At 74.4% G+C, this 12,387-nt stretch carries 10 protein-coding genes; 8 read left to right on the top strand and 2 right to left on the bottom strand.

Annotation, left to right across the window (positions count from 1 at the left end; all coding sequences use genetic code 11):
* The first annotated feature begins 21 nt into the window (after nt 1-21).
* Nucleotides 22-1,008 carry a prolyl aminopeptidase gene (pip, locus tag J2S42_RS03980; protein WP_307235302.1) on the top strand — a complete coding sequence of 329 codons (987 nt, stop codon included), beginning with the start codon at nt 22-24 and terminating at the stop codon, nt 1,006-1,008.
* 62 nt (nt 1,009-1,070) lie between these two features.
* Here the strand turns inward: pip and J2S42_RS03975 are convergent, their stop codons facing one another.
* Complete coding sequence (locus J2S42_RS03975; RefSeq protein WP_307235300.1) at nt 1,071-4,529, bottom strand: S8 family peptidase; 3,459 nt, start codon at nt 4,527-4,529, stop codon at nt 1,071-1,073.
* Nucleotides 4,530-4,800: 271 nt separating this feature from the next.
* On the opposite strand from J2S42_RS03975, the gene J2S42_RS03970 reads away from it, so the two are divergent.
* A complete protein-coding gene (locus tag J2S42_RS03970; RefSeq protein WP_307235298.1) occupies nt 4,801-5,568 on the top strand; it encodes a GAF and ANTAR domain-containing protein in 768 nt (255 codons plus the stop codon).
* Between the two features lie 18 nt (nt 5,569-5,586).
* On the opposite strand, the gene J2S42_RS03965 is transcribed toward J2S42_RS03970, so the two are convergent.
* Nucleotides 5,587-6,117, bottom strand: a complete 531-nt coding sequence (locus J2S42_RS03965) for an STAS domain-containing protein (protein WP_307235296.1) — start codon at nt 6,115-6,117, stop codon at nt 5,587-5,589.
* Nucleotides 6,118-6,281: 164 nt separating this feature from the next.
* Here J2S42_RS03965 and J2S42_RS03960 point away from each other — a divergent pair, with 164 nt between their 5' ends.
* From J2S42_RS03960 to J2S42_RS03935, 6 genes are read left to right on the top strand one after another with little or no spacing between them, the layout of a single operon-like run.
* Entirely contained in the window at nt 6,282-8,222 is a 1,941-nt protein-coding gene (locus J2S42_RS03960; protein WP_307235294.1) for an acyl-CoA dehydrogenase family protein, read from the top strand.
* Nucleotides 8,223-8,277: 55 nt separating this feature from the next.
* Nucleotides 8,278-8,826, top strand: coding sequence for an RNA polymerase sigma factor (locus J2S42_RS03955; RefSeq protein ID WP_307235292.1), 549 nt, complete (start codon nt 8,278-8,280; stop codon nt 8,824-8,826).
* Nucleotides 8,823-9,626: a zf-HC2 domain-containing protein gene (locus J2S42_RS03950; protein ID WP_307235291.1), complete on the top strand. Its 804-nt coding sequence runs from the start codon at nt 8,823-8,825 to the stop codon at nt 9,624-9,626. Before J2S42_RS03955 ends, J2S42_RS03950 begins: the two co-directional genes overlap by 4 nt.
* A complete protein-coding gene (locus tag J2S42_RS03945) occupies nt 9,623-10,423 on the top strand; it encodes an ATP-binding cassette domain-containing protein (protein ID WP_307235289.1) in 801 nt (266 codons plus the stop codon). Before J2S42_RS03950 ends, J2S42_RS03945 begins: the two co-directional genes overlap by 4 nt.
* Nucleotides 10,420-11,772, top strand: coding sequence for a hypothetical protein (locus J2S42_RS03940; RefSeq protein ID WP_307235287.1), 1,353 nt, complete (start codon nt 10,420-10,422; stop codon nt 11,770-11,772). Before J2S42_RS03945 ends, J2S42_RS03940 begins: the two co-directional genes overlap by 4 nt.
* Nucleotides 11,769-12,383: a hypothetical protein gene (locus J2S42_RS03935; protein ID WP_307235285.1), complete on the top strand. Its 615-nt coding sequence runs from the start codon at nt 11,769-11,771 to the stop codon at nt 12,381-12,383. Before J2S42_RS03940 ends, J2S42_RS03935 begins: the two co-directional genes overlap by 4 nt.
* The last annotated feature ends 4 nt before the right edge of the window (nt 12,384-12,387 follow it).

Genomic DNA, 12,387 nt, shown 5'->3' with positions numbered 1-12,387 from the left:
GCGGTACGGGAGTATCCGGACATGACGAGAGATCTTCATCCGCCGATCGAGCCCTACGACAGCGGCCTGCTCGACGTCGGCGACGGGAACCAGGTCTACTGGGAGACCTGCGGAAACCCGGACGGCAAGCCCGCGCTGGTGGTGCACGGCGGGCCCGGGTCCGGCGCGGGGGAGGGCTGGCGCCGGCCGTTCGATCCGGACCGCTACCGGATCGTGCTGTTCGACCAGCGGGGCTGCGGCCGGAGCACGCCGCACGCGGCCGATCCGGCGACGGACATGCGGCACAACACGACCGCGCACCTGATCGCGGACATGGAGCGGCTGCGCGAACACCTCGGGATCGGCCGCTGGCTGCTGCACGGCGGATCGTGGGGGTCGACGCTGGCGCTGGCGTACGCGCAGACGCACCCGGCGCGGGTGTCGGAGATGGTGATCGCGGCGGTCACCACCACGCGGCGTTCCGAGATCGACTGGCTCTACCGTGGCGTCGGGCGGTTCTACCCCGAGCAGTGGGAGCGGTTCCGGGACGCCGGTGGGGGCGGAGACGACGTGGTCGCCGCCTACGCCAGGCTGATGGAGGACCCGGATCCGGCCGTACGGGAGAGGGCCACCCTGGACTGGTGCGCCTGGGAGGACGCGGTGCTCTCCGGGGAGCCGGGCGACGCGAAGAACGTCTATACCGAGCGGCCACCGGCGGACCGGATCGCGTTCGTGCGGATCTGCGCGCGGTACTTCGCCCACGGTGCGTGGCTGGCCGAGGGGCAGCTGATCCGGGACGCGGGCCGGCTGGCCGGGATCCCCGGCGTGCTGATCCACGGACGGCTGGACCTCGGCGGGCCGCTGCACACCGCGTGGGAGCTGTCCAAGGCCTGGCCCGGTGCGGAACTGCAGATCGTGGGGAACGCCGGCCACGTCGGCTCCGCGGAGGCCCGCGGCCGCGTGATGGACGCGCTGGACCGCTTCGCGGCCGCCCACCCGGCAACCGAAGGCGGGCAGCCCATCGCATGAGGCGGGAGCCGGGTGGCCCGCCGGATGTGGGCCGCCCGGCTCCCGCGAGGGGTGGGGGCAGGTCAGAAAGCGCGGATCACGGTCTGGGTGAGCGTGTTCCCGGCCGTGTCCTTCGCGGTCACCCGCAGCGACACCGGCTCGTCACCACCGCGTGGCACCAGCGCCAGCTCGCCGAGCGTGACCGTCCGCAGCCAGGTGCGCCCCTCGTCCGTGGAGAACTCCACGGTCAGCGCCGACAGCCTGGCCGTGAACCCGAGCCGCACGCCGAGCAGGCTCGGTTCGTAGTCCACGCCCAGCAGCGGCAGCGCGCCGGTGCCGGTTGCGGACGTGAAGCCCCACACGGTCTCCGTCCGGGTGCCGTACCGCCAGTCGTCCCCGTCCCGCGCCGTGGTGATCCGCAACCGGTAGGCGGACCGGCCCGGCGTCGTGGCCACGTTCTGGTAGCCGTTCGCCAGGTCGGCGACCTTGACGCCGTCGCGCCACAACGCGGCCGTGGACTCGCCCGGGTACGCGCTGGTCCAGTGCCCGTCGCCGTCGACGAACTCGGCCACCCGCAGCCGCAGTGTGTCACCGTCGCGGGTGGAGCCGGTGTCGGCCGGCCGGACCACCGGCGCCGCCCACGTCTCCGCGCCGGCGCCGGGCCGGTAGGAGGTGACCGCGCCACCGAAGCCGGACTGCAGCGGGCCGAACGAGTCCCACGGGTACGCGTGGTTGACCAGGTGCCACCACTGGGAGTCACCGGCCGAGACCCATTCCTCGCGCACGGATGGCGTCCGTGCGGTCCGGGCCGTGTCGTTCCAGGCGAACTCCTGCCACGGCCGCCACGCGAACCGCTGCTCCTTGATCCATTCCAGGCCGCCGTTGTGCGCGTACCGTGTGGTGATCCGCTGGGTGTTCGCGGTGGTCACCGCGTGCGTGACCCGCGCCGGGATGCGGCCGGGGGAGACCTGGACGACGTCGTAGAGGTACGGGCTGGACGTGGCCAGCGTCAGGTCGAGCGTGCCCGGCCCGCGCAGCATCCGCCGGCCGTCCTCGTGCGACACCTTGATCGCGGGCAGCGCGAGGCGTTCCGTGGCAGCCGGGTTCCAGCCGGTCCACGGGTCGACGCCCGGCTCCTGGATCAGCACGACCGCGGCCGCGCCGGCCGCGGCGTACCGGGTGAAGTCCTCGTCGCCGGTGTCGGTGACCAGCACCGCCCGGCCGCGCAGGTTCCTCGCGTCCGCGGCCGCGAGCGGGAACGTGCGCCGCCCGTCGTAGACCGGGGACGTGCTGGCCAGCGACGCGCGGATCGGGCCGAGGCCCGGCACCGACGCCTGGACCTGCGGTGCGACCAGCTGCCAGCGCGAGGAGAACTCGAACGACCCGGCCCGCACCGGCGCGGTCGGCGACACGTAGATGTCCGTGGTGCCGCTGAACCGCATCACGCCGTGCGCCAGGTCCCGGCCGGTGCCGGTGACCCGGTGCGCGTAGTAGCTGGTGACCGACGTCGGTACGGCCGTGCGCGGCGTCTCGATCCGGATCGGGGTGCCGTGGCGCGCGTCCAGCAGCACGGTCATGTCCCGGTCGACGGTCAGCTCCGGGAGCGTGACGAAGTTGTCCGACCGCTGGTCCTGGTCGATCGTGGCGGTCAGGAAGTACGTGCCCTGTTGCAGCTCGACGGTCTCGCCCTCCGGGCTCGCGGATCGCATCTGGTCGAACCGGCTGTCGTCACCGAACACGGTCAGCGCCGGGATGAACGCGGGCGCACCGGTGCGGTCCACCCCCTTGATCGTGACCCGGTGCACCGGGCCGTCGACGACGGCGCCGACCGCGGTGGACACCGCCACACCGCCGGTCGCGGCCGCGGTCAGCCAGCCGCTGAGCCGGCCGGGCTGCCGGCCCGCGAACGCGATGGTGACCGCGACCGTGGCGGTCCCACCCGCCGGGACGGTCACGGTCCGGGCCGCGAGCGTGGCGAACGACGGCGCGGTGAGCGTCAGCGTGACCGGTTGTGCGCCGGCGTTGGTGTACGTCACGGTCCGCGTCGCGGCCGGGGAGGTGATCGTCTGCCGGGCGAAGTCCGCGACCGGGCTGGCGACGACGGTCTGGGTGACCGCGCGGGCCAGGTCGAGCCGGCCGGTGCCCTGCGCCCACACGGAGTCGCCGGTCACGGTCTTCGCGCTGCTGGTCAGCGCCGCCTTGAGCTGCGCGCCGGTCCAGTCCGGGTGCTGCTGGGCGAGGATCGCGGCCGCACCGGCCACGTGCGGCGTGGCCATCGACGTGCCGGACGCCGCGGTGTAGTGCGCGCCGTCCGGCGTGCCCATGGCGGTACCGGCCGCGCGGGCGGCCACGATCTCCACGCCGGGCGCGGTGATCTCCGGCTTCAGCCCGAGGTCACCGGCCCGCGGCCCGCGGCTGGAGAAGCTCGCCATCCGGTCGTTCCGGTCGACCGCACCGACCGTGAGCGCGGCTGCGGCGCTGCCCGGCGTGCCCACGGTGGAGTCGCCGCTCTCGCCGTGGTTACCGGCCGCGATCACGAACAGCGTGCCGGTGTCCGCGCTGATCTCGTCGACCGCCAGGCTCATCGGGTCTAGGCCGTCGGTCGGGTCGCCGCCCAGGCTCATGTTGACCACGTCCGCACCGGCCTCGGCGGCCCACTCCATCGCCGCGATGATGTCCGACTCCTGGCCGTAGCCGTCGTCGCCGAGCACCTTCCCGATCAGCAGGTCCGCGCCGGGTGCGACGCCGCGCCGGGTGCCGCCGGACGCCGCGCCGGACCCGGCCACGGTGGACGCGACGTGGGTGCCGTGACCGTGCCGGTCCACCACGTCCGCGCTCGTGCTGAAGTTCCGCGCCTCGGTGATCCGGCCGGCCAGGTCCGGGTGCGTCGCGTCGACGCCGGTGTCCAGCACCGCGACCGTGACGCCGCTGCCGTCCAGGCCCTTCGCCCACGCGGCCGGCGCGCCGACCTGCGCGACGCTGCGGTCCAGCGACGCCCGGACGCGGCCGTCCAGGTAGATCGTCGCCTGGCCCGCCGCCCGGGCCCGCGTGCCGGTCTGTTCCGCCCAGAAGTTCGCGAGCGTGTTCTTCGCGGGTGCGATCGCGGTAGCGCCGATCCCGCCCAGCGGGGTGCCGGCCGTGCGCGGGCCGGTGCCGCCACCCCGCACGATCAGCGGCAGCGTGCCGGTGTCCGCGTCGCCGTAACCCTGCGCGAGCAGTCGCTCCACGTCGAACAGGTCCGCGTCGACGCGCCCGGCGCCGATCAGCGCGACCGCGTCCTCCGGGACGACCTTCAGACTCCCGTCGCCCTGGTACGTGTGGAAGCCGACCGCCTCCCGCCCGGGCGCGGGCGTGACCGTGGCCGCGTACCGTCCGGCCGCCGCCTCGGTCAGCGTCACCCGGTCGCCGGTGACCAGCGTGAGCACCCGGACCGGCGCCCCGGCCGGTACGGCGGCGGTCGCCGGTGCGGCGGCCGCGGGTGCGGCCACTGTGGGTATCGCCGTGGTCCCGACCAGGACCGCGGCGAGCAGACGACCGAGCATGATGGCTCCTTCACGCGTTGTTCGCTGCACGCATGATCGTCGCCGGTTGTTTACCGGAGTGTTTCGTCGCACTGGTTCAAAGTTGACATGGCGCGATCTGGACACCCCGCCGCGCGCGGTGCGCCCCTGACAGGGACCCGTCCTCGAACGGGTGAGTCGCCCGCACGGTGGCCGTACCGGTGTGGCGATCGGGACGTCGTGCCGGTCACCGCCCCCGACGGCATGATGGGTTCGTCCGGGTCGCACAGCCCCGGGGAAGGAAGGAACGACAATGGCCGAGCAGACCGCCCACGGCCGCAGCCGTGGCGGGCAGGGGCAGCCGTCGATCGACTACACCGGCCGCGGGAGCCTGAACGATCTCGCGGCGCAGATGGGCGAGATGGCGCGCTCCCTCCAGCAGGAGGACAGCCTGCAGGACACGTTGGACGGCATCGTCGCCGCCGCGGTGCAGACCGTCCCCGGGGCGGACTACGCCGGGTTGATGGTCGTGTACGCCCGGCGCCGGATCGACACGCCGTCGGCCACCGACGAGGTCGTGCAGCGCGTCGACCACGCGCAGTACGAATCCGGGGAGGGACCGTGCCTGGACGCCATGTACCGGCAGCAGACCGTGCGCCTGTCCGACATGGCCACCGAGCATCGCTGGCCGGACTTCAGCCGCCGCGCGGTGGACCTCGGGATCCGCAGCATGCTGTCGTTCCAGCTGTACGTCGTCGCGGGCAACCTGGGCGCGCTGAACCTCTACTCGCGCAGCACGAAGGCGTTCGACGACGAGTCCGAGCACATCGGGCTGCTGTTCGCCGCGCACGCCGCGGTCGCGATGGCCGGTGCCCAGCGCGAGCAGCACCTGACCAACGCCATCTCCGTGCGTGACGTCATCGGGCAGGCCAAGGGCATCCTGATGGAACGCCACAATGTGACCGCCGACCAGGCGTTCCAGCTGCTGGTAAGGGTCAGCCAGAACGCCAACGTCAAGCTCGTCGACGTCGCCCGCCACCTCACCCGGACCGGCCAGCTGGGCGATCCGGGGGACGGCTGACCGGCGGCGGCCGGTGGCTCAGCCGCCCGCTCCGCGGATGGTCCGGCTCTGGTCGACGACCTCGCGTGCCCGCGCCGTGAGTTCCTGGGCCGCCCGGCGCAGCTTGGCGGATTGTTCCCGCGGGTTCTCCGGGCCGTGGGTCGCCGGTGCGGCGTGTGCGGACGTCGCGCCGGCGACCCGGGCTTCCGGACCCGGCTCGCCGGCCAGACCGAGTCGGTCGAGCAGGCGCAGCGCGTCCAGCACCCGCACGACCGGGGGTGACGGGTCGCGCACCGTCATCGTGGCCCCGGCGGCTTCCGCGGCTTTCCGGCAGCTCAGCAGGCAGCGAGCCCCGGCCGCGTCGACGAACCGCACCTCGGCCAGGCTCACCTCCACCCGGGCCGCCCGGGACGTGATCAGGTGTTGACCGAACGTCGACGTCAGCAGGTCGGCGGTGTCCCGGTCGAGGTCGCCACGGACGTGCAGTACCACCGGGCCGCCCGGCTCGGCCGGGGCGGGGTCGATGCGCAGGAAGTCGTCCGGGTCTTCGTACAGCGGCTGGCTGGTCATGGACCCGCTCCGAGGATACGGAAGAACGCGTCCCCTCATGTCAGAACGGCGCGGTTCTCCCACCCGCACTGTATATGGTCACGTGGGGTGACGCGAGTCCCACGAGGCGCGAGTCAGCGCCGTAGCGGGCATGGCTCATACGATCTTGGGGCACTATCGAACGTATGACGGATGATCTGCCGAACCGCCTGCGTGAGGTGCTGGACGGGCGCTGGGCGTCGCTGCGCCAGTCCGCCCGGGACAAGCTCGACGACCGGTTCGTGACCGTGCCCGGGGAGACCGGCCCGCAGGCGCGGGAGCGGATCAGCCGGCTGGTCCGCCAGATTCCGGCCGAGGTCGGCGTGGCCACCGGATTCCCGGCGGAGTTCGGCGGCGCGGGCGACCCCGGCGGGTCCATGGTGGCGACCGAGATGCTGGCCCAGGTCGACCTGTCGCTGATGGTGAAGGCCGGTGTCCAGTGGGGTCTGTTCGGTGGCGCGGTCTTCTCGCTCGGCACCCGCCGGCACCACGAGGCGTGGCTACCGCGGATCATCTCCGGCGACGTCCTGGGCTGCTTCGCGATGACCGAGACCGGGCACGGCTCGGACGTGCAGCGGCTGCGCACCACCGCGGTCTACGACCCCGGGACCGAGAGCTTCGACCTGCACACACCGTACGAGGCGGCGCGCAAGGACTACATCGGAAACGCGGCCCGGGACGGGCGGATGGCGGTCGTCTTCGCGCAGCTGATCGTGGGCGAGCGGCGGCACGGCGTGCACGCGTTCCTGGTGCCGATCCGCGACGACGCCGGTGCGCCGGCGCCGGGCGTGACGATCGGCGACGCCGGTGCGAAGGCCGGGCTGCTCGGCGTGGACAACGGGCGGATCTCGTTCGACCACGTCCGGGTCCCGCGGGACATGCTGCTCGACCGCTACGGCCAGGTGGCGCCGGACGGCACGTACACCAGCTCGATCGACAACGACACGCGCCGGTTCTTCACCATGCTCGGCACGCTGGTCCGCGGGCGGGTCAGCGTCGGCGGGTCCGCCTCCGCGGCGGCGAAGAGCGCACTGACCATCGCGGTCCGGTACGGCGAGACCCGCCGGCAGTTCACCGCGCCGGACTCGGACCAGGAGATCGTGCTCAACGACTACCTCGCGCACCGCCGCAAGCTGCTGACCGCGGTGGCGCGCTCCTACGCGTACACGTTCGCCCAGGAGTTCCTGGTCCGTGACCTCTCCGACGCGCTGGCCGGCGGCGGTGAGGTGGAGGACCGGCGGCAGCGGGAGCTGGAGTCGCGCGCGGCCGGGCTGAAGGCGATGCAGACGCAGAACGCGACCCGGACGATCCAGATGTGCCGGGAGGCGTGCGGCGGCGCCGGCTACCTCGCGGAGAACCGGCTGCCCGGCCTGAAGGCGGACACCGACGTGTTCACCACGTTCGAGGGCGACAACACGGTCCTGTTGCAGCTGGTCGGGAAGGGTCTGCTCACCGGCTACCGGGACGCGTTCGGGTCGCTGGACGGCTGGGGCAAGGCCGCGTTCGCGGCCGAGCAGGTCCGCGAGATGGTCCTGGAGCGCACCGCGGCCCGGACGCTGATCACCCGGCTGGTCGACGCGGTGCCGAAGCGTGGCGACGCGAGCGTCGGGCTGACCGAGCGCGGCTGGCACCTGAGCATGTTCGAGGACCGGGAGAAGCACCTGCTGGAGGGCGCGGTCCGGCGGCTGCGCCGGGGCGCGGAGACGAAGCGGGACCGGCCGTTCGACATCTTCAACGACGTCCAGGACCACGTGCTGGAGGCGGCTCAGGCACACGTGCACCGGATCGTGCTGGAGGCGTTCACGGCCGGCGTCGAGGAGGCCACGGATCCGGAGACGAAGGCGCTGCTGAACAAGGTCTGCGATCTGTACGCGCTGAGCACGATCGAGGCGGACAAGGGCTGGTTCCTGGAGCACGAGCGGCTCACCCCGGCCCGCGCGAAGGCGGTCACCGGCGCCGTGAACGACCTGCTCACCGAGCTGCGCCCGCGGATGGCCGCGCTGGTGGACGGCTTCGGCATCCCGGACGCGTGGCTGCACGCCGCGATCCTGCGCGAGGAGGGTGACCGGCAGTCCTCGATGATGTGACCGGCGTCACCTCGCGGGATGATCCGGGTGCCGGGCCCGGTGCGATCTACCGGGTGTGAGAGCGAGCGAGGACGACGAGGCGGGTCTGCTGCGGCGGATCGCGCGGGCCGACCTGGCCGCGTTCGACGAGCTGTACCGGCGCACGTCACCGTGGTTGTTCCTGCGCCTGCGCCGACGCTGCCCGGACGAGCAGCTGGCCGCCGAGGTGCTGCAGGACACGTACCTCACGGTATGGCGTGCCGCGGGCTCGTTCGCCGCGGTCGCCGGCGGTGACGGCGGCGCAACCGGCTGGCTGTGGACGATCGCGGCCCGCCGGCTCGTCGACGCGCTGCGGCGGCAGGCCCGCCGCCCGGAGACACCCGCGGAGACGCTGCCGGTGCCCGCGGTGCCGGGCGCGGACGAGGAGGCGCTGGCCGGCGCGGTCGGCGACGAGATCGGGGCGGCGCTGGCCGACCTCGCGCCGGAGCTGCGCGCGGTGCTGCGCGCGATGGTGCTCGACGGGTTCACCGTGCGGGAGACGTCCGTGCTGCTCGGCCTGCCCGAGGGCACGGTGAAGAGCCGCGCGCGCCGGGCCCGCGCCGCACTGCGGGAGGCGCTGTCATGACGGTCCACGTCACCACCGAGGTGCTGACCGCGTACGCCGCCGGGGACCCCCGGCTGGACGACGTCACGGCCTGGGGCGTGGAGGCGCACCTGGACACGTGCGCGCAGTGCCGGGCCCGGCTCGCGGACCGCGCCGGCCCGCCGGTCCGGGACCTGCTGGACGTCGCCCGGCGCACGGTCCTCGACGCGGCGGCGACCGGCCCGCGGCCCGCACCGGCCCGGCACCGGTGGCGCCGGTGGGCGAGCTGGTCACTGCTCGGCTGGGCCGCGACCGCGGCGGTCGCGGTGCTGGCCACGTACCTGCTGGACCGGTCCTATCCGGAGTTCCCGTCGATCGTGCTGGTGCTGGCGCCGTTCGCGCCGATGGGTGGCCTCGCGGTCGCCTGGTCCCGGCGGGCCGACCCGGCGTGGGAGACGGTCGCCGGGATGCCGCGCGGCGGCCTGGAACTGGTGCTGCGGCGTACCCTCGCGGTCCTCGCGGTCACGCTGCCCGCGCTCGCCGCGGCCGGGCTGCTGCTCGGCGAGTCGCTGGCGATGTGGCTGCTGCCCGCGATCACCTGCACGTCCGCGACGCTGCTGCTGGGCAGCCGGATCGGCATCACCCGGGCGGCCGGCGTGCTGGCCGGTGCCTGGACCGCCGCGATCGTCGCACCCGCCGTGCTCACCTCGGCCGTACCCCCGATGATCCGCGCCGAGGGCGTGCCCGCGTGGACCGTCGCGGCCGTGATCTGCACCGTACTCGCCCTACTGCGCGCCGACGGACGTCTCCGCCGGCGCCGGCCCCCTACCCAGGAGACATGATGCGCGTGATCAGCGCGGAGGAAGTGAGTCCCAGGCTGCACGCCTGGGACGTGCGGGCCGAAGGACTTCAGGTCAGGGCCGGCCGGCACCTCGCGGTGGCCGGGCTCGACCTGCGGCTCGGCACCGGCGTGCACGGGCTGCTCGGCCCGAACGGCGCCGGCAAGACCACGCTGATGCGGGCGCTGGCGACCGTGGTCACGCCGGCCGGCGGCACGCTGTCGCTGCTCGGCACGGACGCCACCGCGGGCGGCCGGGCGCTGCGCGGCATGCGCCGCCGGCTCGGCTACCTGCCGCAGCAGTTCGGCTTCTACCCGAGGTTCACGGTCCGCGAGTACGTCGAGTACATGGCCTGGATGCGGGAGGTGCCACGGGCGGAGATCCCGGGCGCGGCGCAGCGGGCCATCGACCGGGTGCGGCTCACCGACCGGGCCGGGGCGAAGCTGAGGACACTCTCCGGCGGCATGCTGCGCCGGGCCGGGATCGCCCAGGCGATCGTGAACGACCCGGCGCTGCTGCTGCTCGACGAGCCGACCGTCGGTCTCGACCCGGAGCAGCGCGTCGAGTTCCGCGAGCTGCTGCGCGACCTCGGCACGGACGCCTGCGTGCTGGTCTCCACGCACCTGGTCGAGGACGTGGTGGCGGCCTGCACCGACGTGGTGCTGATCAACGCCGGCACGCACGTGTTCCAGGGCACGCCCGCGGACCTGACCCGGCTCGGCGAGCAGGGCGGCGTCGGCGACAGCCCGGCCGAGCGCGGCTACTCCCTGCTGCTCACCCGGCACCGGGACGGCCGATGACCCGGGTGATCCGCACCGAGCTGCGCCGTTCCGCGTCCCTGGTCACCGCGCTGCTGATGCTGGCGCTCGCCGCGGCGCACATCGGCACCATCTACGACTACTGGCGGGCCTCCGCGGTGCTGGCCGGCCACGAACTGGCCACCGGGCTGAGCCTGCTGCTGCCGCTCGCGGCGGCCTGCGGCGCGATGGTCGGCCGCCGGGAGATCCGCGTGCGGGCCGTGGAGCTGCTGGAGAGCACCGGCCGGCCGCGCTGGCAGCGGTTCCTGCCGTCGACGGCGGCGCTGGGCATCGCGGTCGCGGGTCCGTACCTGCTGGTCGGCTCGGTCTGCCTGGTCTTGGTCGCGGCCGGTGGCGGGATGCTCGACGTGGCCGGCGGCGTGCTCCCGGTGATCGCCGCGCTGACCCTGACCGGCGCGGCCTGGCTCGGGATCGCGGCCGGCCGGGCCTGGTCGTCGCCGGTCCTGCCGCCGCTGCTCGCGGCCGCGCTGCTGGTGGTGCAGGCCCGCCCGCCACAGCTCACCGGCGCCTACGACCGGTGGTCGAACCTGACGTTCACGCCGGAGCCCGCACCCGCGACGGTCTGGGAGACGCCGACCGCCGCGGCGCTGCTCGCCCGGCTCGCGCTCGCGGCCGGTCTGGTCATCGCCGGGCTCCTGCTGATCGCGGGCCGGTCCTGGCTGTCCCGCGCGGGTGCCGGCGTGGTACTGGCCGCGGGTCTGGCGGGGCTGGTGCTGATCGCCGCGCCGGGCCCGGCCGGGCACTGGCGGCTGGAGCCGTCCGCGCAGCGCCTGGTCTGCGCGGACGGCGAGCCGGAGGTGTGCGTGACCGCGGCGCACGCGTACCTGCTGCCGCAGGTGGTCCCGGAGGTGCGCCGCGGGCTCGCCGCGCTCGCCGTGCTGCCCGGCGCGCCGACCCGGGCGGCCGAGATCCGGCTGCACACGATCGGTGATCACAGCAGCGAACAGTGGTACCGGTTCGCGCCGTACGACGAGCCGGGCACCGTCTACTTCGTCGTGGACTACAGCTCCACCGAGGGTGGTGACCCGGGCGTGGCCGCGCGGATCGCGATGGGCGGCGGCACCTACCTGACCGGCTGCGGTGCACAGGAGGACGTCCCGCTGATGGTGGCCGGGGCCTGGCTGCTCGGCACCGGCGACTTCCGGGTGTGGGAGCCCGGGTTCGGCTACTGGGGCTGGTCGGACCTGCAGCCGGAGGTCCGGGAACGGCTGCGCGCGCTGCGTGAACTGCCGAAGGAGGAGCAGCTGGCACGCGTGACGGCGGTTCGTGACGCCGCCGCCCGCTGCGAGCCGGACCTGATGGCGCGGCTCACCGGCGAGGTGCCGGCGTGACGCCGGGGCTGGTGCTGCACCTGCGGGCGCGGCGCGCACCGGCCGCGGTCGCGATCTCGGCCGGCGCGATCGCGCTGGTCGCAGGCGGGTGGCGATGGCTCGCGGGGGATCTGGCGATCTATCCGGGCCTGGCGGTGCTGACCGCGGCGCTGGCCATGGCACCGCTGGTGCCGACGCTGGGCGGCACCGACGCGGCGCTGGAACGCACCGTGGCCCTGCCGTGGCCGCCGCGCCGGGTCGCGCACCTGGTGACGGCCGCCGCGATCGTGGCCGGGCTGCTGCTCGCGACCCGGCTGGCCGGCGCGGAGTTCGGGCCGGCCGGACAGATCGTGCGCAACGCGGCCGGGCTGGTCGGTCTGGCCGGGCTGACCGCCGCGCTGTTCGGGGCCGGGTACGCCTGGCAGGCGCCGATCCTCTGGGCGGGAGTGCAGGCCTTCGGGACGCCGGACGCGCCGGAGGCGTGGAAACGGGCGGCGTTCTGGCTGATCCAGCCGGCCGGCGACCGGGCCGCCGCGGTCACCGGCGCGGTGCTGCTGCTCGCGGGGCTGATCGGGTACGGGCTGCGGGCCGGGCCGCCGGTCGCGGCGGCCCAGACGCCGATCGACCGGTGACGGA

Origin of the sequence: Catenuloplanes indicus (genome assembly GCF_030813715.1) — a bacterium.
In the GTDB taxonomy this organism is placed as follows: domain Bacteria; phylum Actinomycetota; class Actinomycetes; order Mycobacteriales; family Micromonosporaceae; genus Catenuloplanes; species Catenuloplanes indicus.
Note: the sequence above shows the minus strand (reverse complement) of the source record. Positions and strands in the feature narration are given on the sequence as shown.